This window comes from Desulfatiglans parachlorophenolica (genome assembly GCF_055394735.1).
On sequence record NZ_AP042460.1, the window covers coordinates 40,799 to 57,409 of the forward strand.

The following is a 16,611-nucleotide window of genomic DNA, read 5'->3' on the forward strand; positions in this document are numbered from 1 at the left end:
GGCAGCATCTCCAACCTGGCAAGAAGCGCAAGGCCTCTAATTTTTCGGTGAACCGCTTTTCTCTTTCCAGGCGTTCGGGATGTTCGAGAGGACGGCCGCCCGGGAACATCCCGCTTCGACGACCTCAGGCAGATTGGCCCGTGTGATGCCGCCGACGGCAACGCAGGGCAGCCGGCAGATCCGGTCCAGCCCTGCCCTGCCCAGGCTTTCGTGTCCTGCCTCAGCCTCATGATCCGGTTGTATACCGGTCGTTTAATAACTGTCGCACGCTCTTTCTACCCAGTTTCCAATCCGGAAATAGTCTTTTTGCCGGTCTCGGCGTCAATCTGCACGTTTGCTTGTGCGGCGACCATCAGGTTGCCTACGCACAAGTGCTTGATTTCATTGATATTTACGAGCCGGGACCCGCCGCGAAGCGGTGGGACTGAGCACGCGAAGCGTGTGAAGGAAAAATCCTCATTTCCGGATGGACACTGTTCATGCCCCAGGTTTCCAGCGATTTCCGGGCATCTTCCTGGATGACGCTTCGTCGAACCTTCTTCTACCAGCCCGCCTATTGCTTTCAGATATGCCGACGTTTTCTCCTTTGAGGTCGTCCCTGATGAATTTTGAGATGACGGGGTCGTCGAGGCTCGTCCTTTCCTCTATTCAACCATCCGATATCAGAGGGCATCTCCCTCGTTCGGCGGCATCCCGATAAATTTGCGCCCGTGTGACCGGATCTGTCAATCGGCTGTGATAGGGTGCAGCCCAGAACGAGGGGAGGGCGGCAAAGAGCTTGCCCCCTTTGTGCTGAAATGGTGGAAAAGAAGGAGGTGTTGTTATGAGAGATCAGGATCTGCCGGTATATCTTTTTGAGATGAGGCAATTCATCGGCGGAAGGGTGCTTGTTCTCACGACGCTTGTGCGCAGCCGGGACGAGGCTGCTGCGGCGGCGGCCAAAAATGTCGTCGACAATGACTTCAATATCGTCTGGAAGCTCCTGCCGGTCGATTCCGCGAAGGCAAAAGAGCGGCCGGGGCGGCGGAACGAGGTTTGACATCCGAGCATCCCCAATGAACAGGAATGATGGATGCCGTTGTGTCCCGATCGATCCGTGGTCAGGAACGGGATTCCTGTCCGGGTTCCTGAAGTGAGGGCGTTTGCGCGTTTTCATTGTACCGCTCGGCGATGAGGCGCGCTTCGGCCTGGATCTCCTGCTTTAAAGCATGTGGTTCGAGCAGGAGTGCGTCCGTGCTCCAGCCCATGATCCAGGCCCTGACCTCCACGCTCCAGGGAACCTCCGCCTCGAAGACGATGGATCCGTCTTCCTGATTCAGGATGGTTTGACTCGGGTGCCAGGTCTTTTCCCGGATGTAGCCTGCGACCTCTCGCGAGAACCGGACCTTGATTCGGACCAGATCCCCCTGAAACACACCGAAGCTCGATTGTGTGAAGGCGTCGAAGTTGAAGCCTTCTTGTATCTTGAACGGTTCATTGGTCAGGTGCAGCATCTTGATACGGTTGACCGCGAAGATCCTGACGGCACAGCGGGTATGGCAATAGGCGATCAGGTAAAAGGTCCCGTTGAAGAACCAGATGCGGTACGGGTCGACCTTTCGCCGGGTTTCCTTTCTCCGGCTCATGGTGAAGTAGACTATCTCGATGGATTTCCTCCGGACAGCTGCATCGTGCACCCGGTTCAGGATTTCACGGAACCTTGCATAATCGCAGTAGGGTTTGATCCCGACTTCGATGGTCTGCTCCAGGTTTTTTACGTACTGGAGGGAATCGGGGGGGAGTGTGGTCCTGATTTTCTGCAAGAGGCTTTCGAGGGATTCGTAGAAGACGGTTTCCTTGAAGATTTTCAGCAGGTCTGTGCTGAAATAGAGGGCCATCAACTCCGTAAAGGTAAACGGCACAGGCATCTGATGCTTCACGGTGTCCAGCACGGACCAGAGATTTTTTCCGTCGACTCGTTCGGTGTAAATAGGAAATCCGGCGACCTGCAGCGCTTCGAGATCCCGATAAACAGTCCTTGGATGGCATTCGAGTTCGTCGGCCAGGTCGGCGGCGGATCGCCCCTGGTGCGAAGAAATCAAGGTCTGGATGATTTTCCACTGCCTTCCAAGTTGATCTCCCCTGGCCATATGGGATTACCTCCTCGTTTGCTGACTCCTAAACTTCATGTGAGAGCGATCCTGCCCTGACCCAGTTCCGCGTGTTCCTTCAGCAGCTGGTCCGCCATATTCTGCCCGAGCTTGCGGTAGGCCTCGAACTGTTCTTCACTGAAGAACTGATCGGACGTGGGCTCCTGAGGGAAGGCCGGGTGGATTTGCCGGTATTTGCGTACCGTCTCGTCGTCATCTTTGTGTACCGATGATTTCAGGATGACCAGGTGCCCTTGCGCGCTCGGTTCGGAATCGGTTTCAGGATACAGGATGGTTCCCAGGGCATAATGCTTGGCGGCGAATCCGCGTTTGTCCGGCTTCAGATCGTCGAGACGGAGTTCGAACCTGATCCCCATATCGGCTTCAGCATATTGGACGGCGTTCATGAGGGAACCGAAGCTCCAGTCGGTGTCGCACTCCGCGTCCACCACCAGGATGAGGCGGCAGCGTCTTTGGAGGAGTGAGATCAGACCGAGATTGTCCCCTGTGTGTCCCCCATCGGAAAGGTGTACGAGGCGACGGCGCGAGTCGCTCATGCCAAGGACTTCCATCAGCAGGTACTTGGGCCAGAAGACGACGGTTTCCCGCCTCCCAAGGTGCTTGCCCCCGCGATAACCCGGGTTTTCCATCCACTGCCCAAGCCGGACGTTGAAGAGCGTCGCGCCGAAGGCCTGTGCGAAAAAGGTCTGACGTCCGAGGGCTGAGTTGATCGCTGCCCCCGATATGGTCAAGACCCGGGCCACCTTGGTGGCACCGGAACGATAGACCCCGGTGTCCACAAAACCGATGGCGGGTGCGCCGCAAAAAAGTTTGGAGAAGATGAAGATGTCCGACTTCCGGCTGCGATAGGTTGCATCGCGATCGGTGGAGAGGTTCAGACACGCATTGTAGAGGTGATAGGGAGCGGCGGTGACCGCACCCGCGAAGGGCTCGGGCTCGGGTTCGAGCGCCTTCCAGATCTGCACCCTTTCCAGCGCACGGGATTGCAGCCGATACTGCACAAAAGAAGACCCGCTCGGAGCTCCTCCTGGTGCCTTTGTCGATGCCATCGCCTTTTTCCGGGCTGTGGCCCTGGCTCCTTTACCCGGGCGGCCGTGCAGATCCAGAAGCCGCATCTGGCTGTGCTCACGCCTGATCTCCGGGCTGCCGTGCGGTATCGCGCCGAGCGCTCGTGCCAGGGTGCTCAGATAGGCCTCGGCCAGCCGGTCCCGGTAAAAATAATGCATGGAGATCTTGTTGAAGTCGACCAGACAACCGGCGATCAGCAACAGGCCCGCCGCCGCGGAGAAAATCAAATAATGTATCGTGCCGGGATCAGCGGGACCGATCCAGCGGAGGAGCTGCTCCACGAGCACCATGCATAGCATGAGACCGGCCGTCAGGACGAGCCCCGCCGCCGCCCCGAGCACCAGCTTCTGGATGAATTCCGATGAGGTCTTCAGCCAGCTGAAAATACCTTTGAGCCTTTCTTCGCTCTTTTGGTTGTTTTCCTGCTTGCGGTTTCGCCACCAGGCCATCAGTCCCAGGACCAGCGCCCCGACGAGACCGGCACCGCCTCCACCGGCAAGGGCCTCCGGTCGCGGGAGGCTTTGGCCCTTGGCGATCGCCGCGCCGAGTAGAGCGCTTACGAGCCCCAAACAGACAGCGGCTAGAAACAGGTAGAAGAACAGCCCGATAATGGAACTCAGATAGGAGCGGCTGTTCCGGTTGGAACGGCGCTCCCCTTTGCCGGGAATCACGCAGACCAGCAGGATATACGCGAGGACAAGGGCAAGGAAACCGCCGGCGAAGAAGCAGACGGGTACGAGCATCGCATCCTGCATCTGCGGCACGAAGCTCCTCAATGCAGCGGGTGCGGCGAAGGCCGCTGGAAGGGTGAGACTCGCCAATACCCAGAGGGCCCGGCGCTGCCTTGCATCCTCGTAGGTGTCTCCGCCCCGCTCGAACCAGCACTTTGGCGCACGGTCCGCGCATGCCCCGCAAACGACGCCCGCGCCGATGGCGAAAAGGCCGCCGATGCCGGCCGCCCACAAGAGCCCGACCGGTCCCCCGGCACCGGTCAAGAGGGTGCCGGCATATCCGCCGGATGGGTCGGGAAACGGTTTGCTTCCGCACAGGGCCAAAGCCAGGAGAGCAAGGGCTGCACCGATCATCACGAGGTTGAAGAAAAGGCCCAATGTACAACAGATGCCGGTCAGCAAGGTGCCGAACGCCCGCAGGACATCGCGGTCGAAGGTGCGGTGTTTCCGCACGAGATAGTCTCCGAACGCCCTCAGGTGCTCAACGACCATGCGGCCGCTGAGCCACTGGCGGTGTTGCGTGAGCGGTGTGCGTTGGTCGTCGTAGAAAGGGCTGTCCTCCGGCTTCTCGACGTCGAAATGCGCTTCGTCTTCGGCATCGAATTCGAATTGGTTCGGCGCGTCGGGGCCGAGGTACTTGTCCAAGGCCTTGCAGGACAGGAGACTCGAAAGCGCGGAGCCGATGTAGCCGCCCCCGGAGACGGTGCTGAGATAGTCGAGGCGTTTGAAAAACCCGCTGCCGGCCAGCGATTGCAGCGCGCCCAGAGAAAGGGTCGCCGAGCGGATGCCGCCCCCGGATAGCGCTATCCCGACGGGAGCCGGGTCTTCGGTTGCGGGTACTTCGGCCTTGCGTCTCCTGCTTCGGATATAGATGCCCTCCCGGCGGATGACCTCACTCAGCGTCACCAGATGCTTGGAATATTGAAGAGGCTTCTGTGTCGCACGATGAAACAGGCCAAAGCCGATGATCGCCACACCGGCGACCACCGCCAGCCCGAGAAGGATAAATTTGACCAGTGCACAGACCCCGGCGGCGATAACCAGGCCGGTCTGAGGCGTTGCGACGGCGAGAATTCGTCCCAGGAAAAGATTTTCGACGAGGTCTGCCAGGCCGGCTGCGAGGGGCATTGCGGCCAGGACGATCCAGAAGCGGTCGAGCGGCACCCGCAAAACCGTCAGGAGCAGCAGAATCAGCGCAGAGCCGAAAACCATATATCCGAAGATCAGCCAGCGGTCCTGCACGAGCCCTTTTTCCGCATGAACGAAACGTGAGGCTTCGTCCAGTTCGCTCTCCTTCCATTGAGCCAGGAGGGCAGTCGCGCGCTCGGCGCTGAAAGCCAGCTCAAGCCCGACGATTCCCGCCGATATTTCTTTGCCCTTCAATTGCACGTCGTGGTCTTGAGCGGCGTCGAAGGCCCAAAGCAAAAAAACCAGGGCCAAAGCGCTGATCATCACCAAAGAGCTGAGAAATACCCATCGTGTTCCACTCTCCTGCCGCAGTTTCACATCTCCGCTCATGTCGTCCTCCGAGTGGGAAGCACTGCAATGAAGCTTTACTCATTTCACGACAATTTTAGCACAGATGGAGGGAATCGGGTAAAAAAGTAAAATTGAAAACTACATCGATTGCTTTAATGATATTCTCCCAACACGGAGAATTGCATGGATTTAGGACCTGAACCGGACAGGCAGATCAAATCATTTTGATTTCATATTTAGTCTCCATCCGGAAATGATTTCCCGGTACAACCCAGTTTCCATTCCGGAAATGAGGATTTTTGGCCAATATCAAGGAAATCAAGCGTTTGCGCGGAGGCGACCTGGTGGTCGCCGCACAAGCAAACGTGCAGATTGACGCCGAGATTGGCCAAAAAGACCATTTCCGGATGGAAACTATTTATCCCTCCGTTGCGAGGGCGCCCTGAGGCGTCTCCGGTGGGGGCTGGGAAGGGGTGCCGACCATGAACGCTTCAAAAAGCGCGTATCTCCGCCTCTTATCAGGCAGGTTTCAGCGACCTGGTCGTCGCTGGTTTCGCTGATCAGGCGTGCGACTTGATCAAGGTGCTACCAGCATCCTCGGAATTTCACCGAATCCTCTCGAATGGAGGAAATATCCCGGTGTTTTTGCGAATTCCTGCAGCATTCTTTACCGGGCAGGGTTACTGCGCCCAAAACCTTTACATATCGAGACGATGGTTATATACACGGTGTGGTTTTGGATCTTGGGCTCATTACGGGTGAAAACAGAAAGTTGGAGGAGGATCCTGTGCTGGCTGCCTGGTTTTTTTCACAGCTCGACTATCTCTGTTTCATCAACGGGCTCGTTTTTCTTCTGTTGGTCTTCGCTTGTATCCGGGTGGATTGGCAGCGGAACGAAAAGCTCTTTCTTCCCTGGCGCTGGCTGGCGCTCTACGGTTTGCTGCAGGCGGTTGCATCATGGAGCAAGATGTCTGCGCTCAGTGTCCCCGATCCGGGTCTGTTTGAAGCTTTCCATACCGGGGTCATCGTGCTTTCGTTTATATCTCTGGCCGAGTTTGGCAGGCGCTCGTGGCGCCGTCGCCATTCTGGAAAATACGGTGTGTGGGCCCTTGCATCGCTGCTCCTGACAACGGGGGTGGTGGCCGCCGCGGGCTGCATGGAATTCGAGAGTTCAGCCCGATGTTTTCTCGGCGCTCCAGGTGCTGTCCTGAGCGCCCTCGTATTGAGGCGTGTGTCGAGGTCGCTGCCTGGTGGCGACGGGATTGCCATGAAGACGGCCACGGCAGGGATGGCGCTGGCGGGCCTTGCCTTTGGTTTGGCCGTCCTTGAGGGTGTTTCCGATCTCACCGTCCGGTCTGCTTTCGAAATCCACCCGACGATCGCCGGGCTGCCGGCCGAACTCTTCTGGGGGTTGGGCTCCCTTCTGGGAGGAGTTGGAATATGGCACTGCGGCTCGACAGGTTTTTTTTCGAAAGACGGGCGCGGATGGCCGGCCAGATTGGCGCTTCCTTTCTCCCTGCTGGTGTTGATCGGCCTTGGCTGGACAGCCACGGATTGGCGTGGACGGGCCTTGGACAGCCGAATGCGGGAGGATGTCCTGCGTCATTGCATGGGCATTGCCGCTGCGATGGCCCCGGAGGAGGTTAAGGCCCTTTCGTTCAACCCCGAAGACCTCGATCGTCCGGAATTTCTGCGCATCCGCGAGCACATGACCGCCTATGGCGGGTTGCTCGAAAATGTCCGTGGCATATACAGTCTGGCCGTCCGCAATGGGAAAATGGTCTTCGGGCCCGAGAACTACGATCGGGACGACCCGATGGCTTCTCCGCCTGGAACGGTCTATCGGGAGCCGGGTTCTGAAAACTGGGAGGCCTTCCGGACGGGCCTCCCCTGTACGATCGGTCCCTACACGGACGAGTACGGCACCTTTGTATCTGCACTTGCCCCCGTGTTGGATCCTTACAGCGGTGATGTGCTGATGCTGGTCGGGATCGATGTTTCGGCGGACCGGTGGCAGGCGATCATAGGGGGTGCCCGACGGGGTGTGATTCTGATGGTCCTGGCCCTGTCGGCCTTTTTTTTGGGGGGGCTGGCCCTGCTGCAGTGGCGCCGTTTTCGACCGGGAGGGGCGAAAAAAGGGTGGCTCAGGCATGTCGAGACGCTGATGGCGGGTTTGTTGGGGATAGGGTTGACGCTGATTGCCGTGTCGGCGGTCCAAGTACTGGAGCGCAACAGGATACGGGATGCGTTCGCCGCGAAGGCCGAACTCCGCGCCCACTGGGCTGTGGATGTTTTCAAGGGGATCCGGCGCGATCTGACGGCGCTGCGCCGCTTCTTCGAAGTGAGTCGTTATGTGGATGCACAGGAATTCGCGGCCTACGCGGGGCCGCTGGCCCGGGCATCCAATGTGCAGGCCTGGGAATGGATACCGGTTGTGCCGGCCGCCGGCATCCAGGCCTTCGAGGTACATATGCGCGTCGGGGGCCAAGCCGATTTCGAGGTGAAGGAGAAGGACGAATCGGGGGCGATGGTGCGGGCAGATAAACGTGGAATTTACTACCCTCTCGCTTGCATTGCCCCCCATGAGGCCCATGCATCCCTGGTGGGATTCGATCTCGGGAGCGAACCGGAACGATTGGCGGCGATTGAAAAGGCGCTCGAGACCGGGTTGCCTGTGGTTACGGCTGCCATCGAGCTTCTGCAGTTGGTGGGAGACGCACATGGTTTGGTGGCCTTCGATCGGGTCCAGAAACCCGGGTATGAGCGGCCGTCAGGGCTGGTCGCTTGTGTGCTCCGTCCGCAGGAGGCCCTGAATACGGTCTTCGGACCCGGCGAAAAAAGCCGTTCGCATGTCAAGATCGATCTTGTCGAGGTCAAGGGTGGCGAATTACAGCCTGAGATGGTTTGTCCCTCCGAATCGGTCTCTGGGAGACTGGCAGGCTGGACCTCGGAGCGTGCTGTCTTGAGCAGCCTGATCTATCCGCTCTTTCTTTTCGATCGCACCTGGGTGATTGTCGTTCATCCGACGGAGGGATTCCGCTCCTCGAACCGAACCTGGTCCGGAGCTGCGACTCTTTCCGGGGGTCTGCTGCTCACGGCTGCGATGACCGCGCTGATCGGCTTTTTCCGCTCCCGCGAGACAACGCTCGAACGTCAGGTGGCGGAGAGGACCCGCGCGCTCCATGAGAGCCGGGAGCGCCTGTCCCTGGCTACCCGGGGGACGGGGTTGGGGGTTTGGGATTACCGGGTGGTGGAGGACCGCTTGGAGTGGGATGACAACATGTTCACGCTTTTCGAAATAGACCGTGAGGGTTTCGGGGGGCATCTCGCCGACTGGATCGATCGCCTGCCTTCCGAGACATGCTCCCAGGCGGCCGCTATGTTCGAAAGCGTTCTCGCAGGCGGAAAGGATTTTTGTCTCGAGTTCCCCGTCCTGAAACCCTCCGGCGAGATACGTCATCTTGTCTGTATGGCCACCGTGGTGCGGGATGCGTCCGGCCAACCCACGCGTGTCGTAGGCATCCACTACGATGTAACCGATCGCAGACGCGCGGAAGACGCACTGAGAGAAAGCGAAGAGACGTTCAGACTGGTTTTCGAAAACGCGCCGCTCGGGCTGTTTCACTACGACAGCGCTGGCGTGGTCACGGACTGCAACGACGTATTTGTAAGGATCATCGGATCATCCCGTGAGACGCTGACGGGCCTCGATATGACCCGGTTGCCCGACAGCCGGATTACGGCGGCGCTCGGGGAAGCCCTGTCCGGCCGGCTGAGCCTCTTCGAAGGGGAATACCGGTCCTACACCGCGGACAAGGTGACCTCGGTACGCGTTTTTTTCGCGCCGATCCTGGATCAGGCGGGCAAGGTCAAAGGCGGTATGGGCATTGTGGAAGATGTCACGCACCGCAAGATCGCCGAGGACGCCCTGCGCGAGAGCGAAGCCCGGTTTCGCTATATGGCGGAGATTATGCCCTTCCCGGTTTCGCTCATTTCGCCTGCCGGCCGGTATGAGTATGTGAACCCGATGTTCGTAAAGGTCTTCGGCTATACCCTGGAAGATGTGCCTACCGGGAAAGACTGGCTCGTCAGGGCATATCCGGATGACGCGGAAAGAAAAAGGGCGCTTGCGGTCTGGCTGCAGGATATCCGGAAATCGGAGGATTATCAGGTCCGGCCGAGGACGTTCACTGTGGTTTGCAAGGATGGGTCGAGCAAAAAGATCCTCTTTCGGCCCATGACCATAAAGGGCGGTATGCAGTTTATCGTCTACGAGGATATCACGGAGCGTGAACGGGCCGAGGCCGCCCTGCGTGAGAGCGAAGAGCGCTATCGGACCCTTTTTGAGAGTTCGCGCGATGCCATCGTGGTGATGGAGCCGCCGGACTGGAACTGCAGTTCTGCGAATCGCGCGGCCCTCGAGATGTTCAAGATAGAGGGTCTGCAGCAACTGGTTTCGAGACCGCTTTGGGAATTGTCTCCGCCCATGCAACCCGATGGACGTGAGTCTTCTGCGGCGGCTGAAGAGATTGTCAAACAGGTCTTGGAGGAGGGGGCCCGTTTTTTTGATTGGACGCACGAACGAAGTGATGGCGATTTTTTCCCCGCCACGGTCCTGCTTACCCGGATGGAACAGGATGGAGAGGTATTTCTGCAGGCGACGATTCGGGATATATCCGATCACGTGAGAGGAGAACAGGAACGGCGTCTGCTCGAGGCGCAGATCCAACAGACACAGAAGCTGGAGAGCCTCGGCGTTCTGGCGGGAGGTATCGCCCACGATTTCAACAACATCCTGATGGCGGTGATGGGGTACGCGGAGTTGGCCATGGAGATGATCCCCCCGCTGTCGGGGGCGCGCAGCAGCCTGCGTGAAATTGTCACCGCCGCCCGCCGGGCCGCTGAACTCTGCCGCCAGATGCTGGCCTACTCGGGAAGGGCCTCCGTCAGCCTCGAGCCGACGGACCTGAAGGAGTTGATCGAGGAGATGGCGCATCTTCTGAAGACCTCTATCTCGAAGAAGGCGATCCTGAACCTCAACCTGGAAGGTGGTTTGCCTCCGATTATGGCCGATGGGAGCCAGATCCGTCAGATCGTGATGAACCTGATCATCAACGCCTCGGATGCCATCGGAGATCGCAGCGGCGTCATCAACATCGCGGCGGGCGCCTCGCGCTGCGACGAGGGGTACCTTCAGAGAACGGAACTGCATGAAACGCTGTCGCCCGGGCTCTATGTCTACCTCGAGGTATCGGACACCGGCTGCGGGATGGATGCCGAAACCCGTTCCAGGATCTTCGAGCCGTTTTTCAGCACCAAATTCACCGGTCGTGGACTGGGCTTGGCTGCAGTGCTCGGGATCGTACGTGCCCACAAGGGCGCCATCAAAGTCTACAGCGAACCGGGGAAAGGCACGAGTTTCAAAGTGCTTTTTCCGGCCGTCGATGGGTGCGCGGGCGGTGACGGATCGGTCGAGAATATAAGAGAGGGATGCTGGACAGGAAAGGGGGCTGTGCTTCTGGTCGATGATGAAGAATCGCTTCGGGCGCTTGGGGCCGCGATGTTCGAGCGTCTGGGCTATACGGTTTTGACGGCGGCGGATGGGCGCGAGGCGCTGGGTCTATATCAGGAGCACGGCGCCGGGATTGATCTCGTCTTTCTGGATTTGACCATGCCCCATATGGACGGCGCTGAGACTTTCAGCGAACTGCGGCATTTGAACCCGAATGTTCGTGTCATTCTGGCCAGCGGTTACAGCGAAGAGGACGTGGCGGCGCGCTTTGCGGGCAAAGGGCTTGCCGGGGTGCTCCAAAAGCCTTTTACCTTGGAGAGACTCCGGGAGATTCTCCAGGATTCGATGGGGACGGAGGACCCATGAAACCTCAGCCCTGAAACCACTCGAGCAACTTTTTTTCGCTCTCGTAGGTTCCGATAAACACCAGCTCGGAGTCTTCCCCGATGGGCGTGTGTGGATCCGGGTTGATGGTCATACCCCCTTTTGTTTTGATTGCCACAAGCGAGCAGCCGGTTTTTTCCCGGATCCGCGATTGGGCAAGGTTTTTCCCGATCAGGGTCTGAGGGGCCTCCAGGCGGAAGACGTTCAGTCCTTCGACCAGCATGAGGGTGTCCTCGTTCTTGAGAAAGTTGAGGATGGCACTGGAGCCCAGGGAGGCGTAGGACATGACGAAATCGGCTCCTGCGCGGTGAAGCGTGGAGACATTGCGATCGAGACTCGCGCGACTGAGGATGCGCATATCGGGCCGAAGGCTGCGCAAGTACTTGGTCAGATAGATGTTGGTGGCGTCATCATGGGTCGTCAGCAGGGCCGCGGGCGCCTTTTCGATCCAGGCCTTCTCGAGAGTGTGGATATCCGCTGCGTCCCCCAGGACATAGTACTCTCCTTCCTGAACCCTGCGAGGATTCTTTTCGATGATCAGGTACTGCATCTCCCTCGCTTTAAAGCGTTCGGCGACGGTCTGTCCGACCCGCCCTCCGCCGATGATCAGGACCGGATTTGCGGTGAGGCGGCAGATGTGGTAGAAGGAATAGACGTCATCGAAGGCCGCCAGATTTTTCTCCGAACCGGCCAGGACCATCACGGAGTTCGGGTCTAGGCGGCTCTGGGCATTCGGAATGCTGAAATGCCCGCGTTCCCAGATCCCCACCACGCTCACCCCGAACTCTTCTCTGATGCGGCTTTCTATGAGCGTTTTCCCGACAAGGGGCGTCGCGAAGGGTGAGAATTCGGCCAGGATGAGTTCATCGAATCGGCCGATGACGGTGGACCGGCAGTTCCCACCCACCGTCCAAGCTGCCAGGGAGCGACCCAGCATATCGTGGAGTTTGAGGACCCTCGAACTGCCGGCCATCTGCAAGATGTCCTCCGAGTGGGGTGAATCGGCGGTGGTGATGATGGGGACATTCTCGTTCAGTTCGCGTACGGTAAAGGCGATGTTCGTGTTGATTTCGTCCTGATGGGTCGCTACCACGAGCGCTGCATGGTCGACGCGCATCCTGCGGTAGGTTTCCGGGTCGTCGATGTTCCCGACGGCCACACGGACGCCCTCGTCATACAGTTCCAGGGCGCGGCGCAGATCGTCCACGATCAGGACATATTCCTGGCGATGGTTTTTCAGTTTTTCGATCAGAGCCACGCTCACCGGTTCATACAGGGTCAGGATCACATGATGCCACGTTTCCGGCGGGAGTTCCTTTGGGGCCCGGTTTCGAGATTCGGCTTCGATCCAGGGGGCGTAGAAGAACTTGATGAAGGTGAAAGGCAGGAGGGTCAAGAGGAAGATGACCCCCGAAAGGAGGACCATGATCGAAAAGGCGCGCCCGAGATCCGTTTGAAAGGTGATGTCGCCGAACCCGAGGGTGGTCATTACCGTGAGCGTCCAGTAGATGCCCGTGATCCAGGAATAATCCTTCCCTTCATAGGCCATCAGGAAATGGAAGAGAATGCTGTATATGAGGACGAGGCTCGTCAGGACGAGCAGAAATTTGAGCAGCTGTCGAAGGTCGCGTTTGGCGCCCTCGCGTTGAATAAAATAGCTCAACATGGACGGAAAGAACTTCACGGTGTTCTGCCTGTGGTCCTTTCTTGGCGGTAGGCATGCGTGCGTAAAAAGGGCGCCGGTGCGCCGGACGATTCGCCATTTTATGCGTCCGCTCTGCAGTAAGTCAAATGCCTCGAACTATCGATGCCCGCATCCGGTGATATCCTGGAAAATGAGGTGAAGTCCTCGGATTCGAATACCGGGTCCGACCCTTTTAGGTTCACAGGAGAGCCGTGTGCGGCGTCGATTGTCTGCCCCCGCTATACGAAAGGCCGGCCCGCAGCGGAATTTGCATCAGAGTGACCTGCATCTCTGGCCTTCTCGAGCGGTCCTGTAGTAAACTGCATGACAGACTCCGCGATTTTTGGGAGTGCGTCAGTGTTCGAAGTGTAGGAAGGAGGGCCCCATCCGTGGTGGATCCCGACGAAAGGCTCCAGCAGATCATCCAAAGCCTCCGTGATCACGGGCACAAGATTACACCGCAGCGGGTCGCCGTTGCCCGCATCCTGGTCGGATGCGACAGGCACCCCTCCGTTGAGGAAATTTGTGAAGAATTACAGCATGATTTTCCCGGAGTGAGCCAGGCGACAGTCTACCGGGCGATCATGCTGATCAAGTCCCTTGGCGAGGCGCTCGAACTGGCGTTTCCCGACGGGGGCAACCGGTATGACGGGAGGCGCCCCTATCCCCATCCCCACCTCATCTGCACCCGCTGCAAGAAGATCCTCGATCCCGACCTGCATACGCTGGAGGGCCTGACCCAGGAACTGTCCGCCGAGAGCGGTTTTCAAATTTCCTCCTATCGGCTGGATTTTTTTGGTCTTTGCCCGGATTGCCAGGAAAAGGATTGACACGATCGAGGATTTATGTATTTAATTGAGAACAATTCTCATTTATAAGCCCATTGCAGTCTCTTTGATCGTCAACCCTAACACTTTTTCATTTTTCCACTCCATCTTTCATTGTCGGGGGTGATGTCAGTCTCCACATCATGACCGATGGGTGAAAAACGCAAGCCTGAAAAAAGGGAGGACAGCGATGAATGAAGAAAGCAAGCGGCCGGTAACGGGCAGGGCGGGTAAATCCATTGCCGGCGGTGGCATGTCGAACCGGGACTGGTGGCCGAACCAGGTGAATCTCAAGATGCTCCACCAGCACTCCAACCTGAGCAACCCGATGGGTGAGGCGTTCAACTACGCTGAGGAGTTCAAGAAACTCGACCTGCAGGCCGTAAAGAAGGACCTCTATGCGTTGATGACCGACTCGCAGGACTGGTGGCCGGCGGATTGGGGCCACTACGGGGGGCTCTTCATCCGGATGGCGTGGCACAGTGCCGGCACCTACCGCATGGGCGACGGCCGCGGGGGCGCGGGGTCCGGCTCGCAACGTTTGGCCCCTCTCAACAGCTGGCCCGACAACGTGAACCTCGACAAGGCGCGCCGCCTCCTCTGGCCCATCAAGCAGAAATACGGCAGGAAAATCTCTTGGGCCGACTTGATGATCCTGGCCGGCAACTGTGCCATCGAGTCGATGGGGTTGCCGACCTTCGGTTTCGCAGGGGGACGCGAGGACGTTTGGGAGTCGGAAGAGGACATCTACTGGGGTTCCGAACAGGAATGGCTCGCTACGAGCGACAAGCCCAAGAGCCGTTACTCGGGTGAGCGGGATCTGGAAAACCCCCTGGCGGCTGTTCAGATGGGGCTGATTTACGTAAACCCGGAGGGGCCGGACGGCAACCCGGATCCGGTGGCATCGGGCCGTGATGTTCGAGAGACCTTCGCGCGCATGGCCATGAACGACGAAGAGACGGTCGCACTTGTCGCCGGCGGCCACACCTTCGGCAAATGCCATGGCGCCGGCCCGGCATCCCATGTAGGGCCTGAACCCGAAGCCGCCCCCATCGAAGAGCAGGGACTCGGATGGAAGAGCAGTTTCCGCAGCGGCAAGGGCGGGGATACGATCAGCAGCGGCATCGAGGGCGCCTGGAAGCCGCACCCGACCCGATGGGACATGGGTTATCTGAAGGTGCTTTTCAAATACGAGTGGGAACTGGTCAAGAGCCCGGCCGGCGCAAATCAGTGGCTGGCCAAGGACGTGGCCGAAGAGGATATGGTGTTGGACGCGCACGACCCATCGAAAAAACACCGACCGATGATGACTACGGCAGACCTCTCTTTGCGCTACGACCCGATCTACGAGCCGATCGCGCGGCATTACCTGCAGAACCCGGAGGCATTCGCCGACGCCTTCGCCCGGGCCTGGTTCAAGCTGACCCACCGCGACATGGGTCCGCGCTCGCGCTATCTCGGTCCGGAGGTCCCGGCGGAGGAGCTGATCTGGCAGGATCCGGTGCCTGCAGTCGACCATGAACTGATCGACGAAAAGGATGCGGCCGACCTCAAGGCCAGGATCCTTGCCTCGGGATTGTCTGTCTCACAACTGGTTTCGACCGCGTGGGCGTCGGCATCGACCTTCCGCGGCTCCGACAAGCGCGGCGGTGCGAACGGGGCGCGCATCCGTCTCGCCCCGCAGAAGGATTGGGAAGTCAACCAGCCGGCCCAACTGAAGAAGGTCTTGCAGACCCTCGAGGGAATCCAAAAAGCGTTCAACAAAGGGCAGTCCGGCGGAAAGAAGGTCTCGCTCGCTGACTTGATTGTCCTGGGTGGGTGTGCAGGCGTCGAGCAGGCTGCGAAAAATGCCGGCTACGACGTGATCGTTCCCTTCACGCCGGGACGCACGGATGCGTCGGAGGAGCAGACCGACGCGGCCTCGTTCGCCGTACTCGAACCGTTTGCAGACGGGTTCCGCAACTATCGAAAAGCCAAATACGCCGTATCGGCGGAGGAGCTGCTGATCGACCGGGCGCAGCTGTTGACGTTGACCGCGCCTGAGATGACGGTACTCCTTGGCGGCATGCGCGTTTTGAATGCCAACTTCGAACAGTCCCGGTACGGCGTTTTCACCAAGCGGCCGGAGACGCTCACCCATGATTTCTTCGTGAATCTGCTCGATATGCGCACGGTGTGGAAGGCCGTCTCGAAAGACGAAGACGTGTTCGAGGGTCGTGATCGAGCGAGCGGCGAACTCAAGTGGACCGGCACCCGTGTCGACCTCCTTTTCGGTGCGAACTCCCAGCTCCGGGCCGTGGCGGAAGTCTACGCATGCGAGGATTCCCGGGAAAAGTTCCTGCACGACTTTATAGCGGTGTGGAACAAGGTCATGAACCTCGACCGCTTCGACCTGGCCTGATTGCAGGAGGAGCGTGTAAGGATGACTTCGTCCAGCCAGGGAACCTTTCGCGCAAGGTTGTGACCGACAAGGACCGCGAGTACCTCGTCGGCAATATCGTAACCTCGGCAAGGCTCGGGAGCGCATGCAGATGCGCCGGACGGCGATCTTCTACAAGACCGATACCGATTACGGCACGCGCGTGGCGCAGGGGTTGAAGCTCGATGTGGAAGAGGTCAACGGCCTGGCCGCCATGTCATAGGAAGAACGTACCAAGGCCACCCGGGAAAGCGCCTACGCTTAACCTGCAATCTGGAAAAAAGGGACAAAAATAATGGGGGCGGATTTAAATCCGCCCCCTTATGTTTGCTCTTGCTTGCCGTGCATTGACAGGAT

9 protein-coding genes are annotated in these 16,611 nt (G+C 58.8%); 4 read left to right on the forward strand and 5 right to left on the reverse strand.

Translation table 11 applies throughout. From position 1 onward, the window contains the following. Positions 1–36: 36 nt before the first annotated feature. Positions 37–243, reverse strand: a complete 207-nt coding sequence (locus ACZ500_RS00175; RefSeq protein WP_464233129.1) for a thiamine phosphate synthase — start codon at positions 241–243, stop codon at positions 37–39. 580 nt (positions 244–823) lie between these two features. On the opposite strand from ACZ500_RS00175, the gene ACZ500_RS00180 reads away from it, so the two are divergent. Then, complete coding sequence (locus ACZ500_RS00180) at positions 824–1,039, forward strand: hypothetical protein (RefSeq protein WP_464230521.1); 216 nt, start codon at positions 824–826, stop codon at positions 1,037–1,039. Between the two features lie 61 nt (positions 1,040–1,100). Here the strand turns inward: ACZ500_RS00180 and ACZ500_RS00185 are convergent, their stop codons facing one another. The 3 genes from ACZ500_RS00185 to ACZ500_RS00195 all read right to left on the reverse strand — a co-directional run bounded on the left by ACZ500_RS00185 (position 1,101) and on the right by ACZ500_RS00195 (position 5,829). After that, entirely contained in the window at positions 1,101–2,129 is a 1,029-nt protein-coding gene (locus ACZ500_RS00185; protein WP_464230522.1) for a helix-turn-helix transcriptional regulator, read from the reverse strand. A 35-nt stretch (positions 2,130–2,164) separates the two neighbouring features. Continuing rightward, on the reverse strand, positions 2,165–5,467 hold the full coding sequence (locus tag ACZ500_RS00190; RefSeq protein ID WP_464230523.1) for a patatin-like phospholipase domain-containing protein: 3,303 nt from the start codon (positions 5,465–5,467) through the stop codon (positions 2,165–2,167). 197 nt (positions 5,468–5,664) lie between these two features. Continuing rightward, positions 5,665–5,829 (reverse strand): hypothetical protein, encoded by a 165-nt coding sequence (locus ACZ500_RS00195; RefSeq protein WP_464230524.1) that lies wholly within the window; start codon positions 5,827–5,829, stop codon positions 5,665–5,667. A gap of 386 nt (positions 5,830–6,215) precedes the next feature. On the opposite strand from ACZ500_RS00195, the gene ACZ500_RS00200 reads away from it, so the two are divergent. Beyond that, positions 6,216–11,306, forward strand: coding sequence for a PAS domain S-box protein (locus tag ACZ500_RS00200; protein WP_464230525.1), 5,091 nt, complete (start codon positions 6,216–6,218; stop codon positions 11,304–11,306). A 4-nt stretch (positions 11,307–11,310) separates the two neighbouring features. Here ACZ500_RS00200 and ACZ500_RS00205 read toward each other — a convergent pair whose 3' ends face one another. Continuing rightward, positions 11,311–12,990: a potassium channel family protein gene (locus ACZ500_RS00205; RefSeq protein WP_464230526.1), complete on the reverse strand. Its 1,680-nt coding sequence runs from the start codon at positions 12,988–12,990 to the stop codon at positions 11,311–11,313. Between the two features lie 407 nt (positions 12,991–13,397). On the opposite strand from ACZ500_RS00205, the gene ACZ500_RS00210 reads away from it, so the two are divergent. Then, positions 13,398–13,838, forward strand: a complete 441-nt coding sequence (locus tag ACZ500_RS00210; protein ID WP_464230527.1) for a Fur family transcriptional regulator — start codon at positions 13,398–13,400, stop codon at positions 13,836–13,838. Between the two features lie 187 nt (positions 13,839–14,025). Continuing rightward, a complete protein-coding gene (gene katG / locus ACZ500_RS00215) occupies positions 14,026–16,236 on the forward strand; it encodes a catalase/peroxidase HPI (protein WP_464230528.1) in 2,211 nt (736 codons plus the stop codon). Positions 16,237–16,611 lie beyond the last annotated feature (375 nt).

What these genes read in the sequence shown, in the direction of transcription:
- ACZ500_RS00180 (WP_464230521.1), top strand. Translation starts at nt 824, where the DNA reads ATGAGAGATCAGGATCTGCCGGTATATCTTTTTGAGATGAGGCAATTC.
- ACZ500_RS00185 (WP_464230522.1), bottom strand. Translation starts at nt 2,129, where the DNA reads ATGGCCAGGGGAGATCAACTTGGAAGGCAGTGGAAAATCATCCAGACC.
- ACZ500_RS00190 (WP_464230523.1), bottom strand. Translation starts at nt 5,467, where the DNA reads ATGAGCGGAGATGTGAAACTGCGGCAGGAGAGTGGAACACGATGGGTA.
- ACZ500_RS00195 (WP_464230524.1), bottom strand. Translation starts at nt 5,829, where the DNA reads ATGGTCTTTTTGGCCAATCTCGGCGTCAATCTGCACGTTTGCTTGTGC.
- ACZ500_RS00205 (WP_464230526.1), bottom strand. Translation starts at nt 12,990, where the DNA reads ATGTTGAGCTATTTTATTCAACGCGAGGGCGCCAAACGCGACCTTCGA.
- katG (WP_464230528.1), top strand. Translation starts at nt 14,026, where the DNA reads ATGAATGAAGAAAGCAAGCGGCCGGTAACGGGCAGGGCGGGTAAATCC.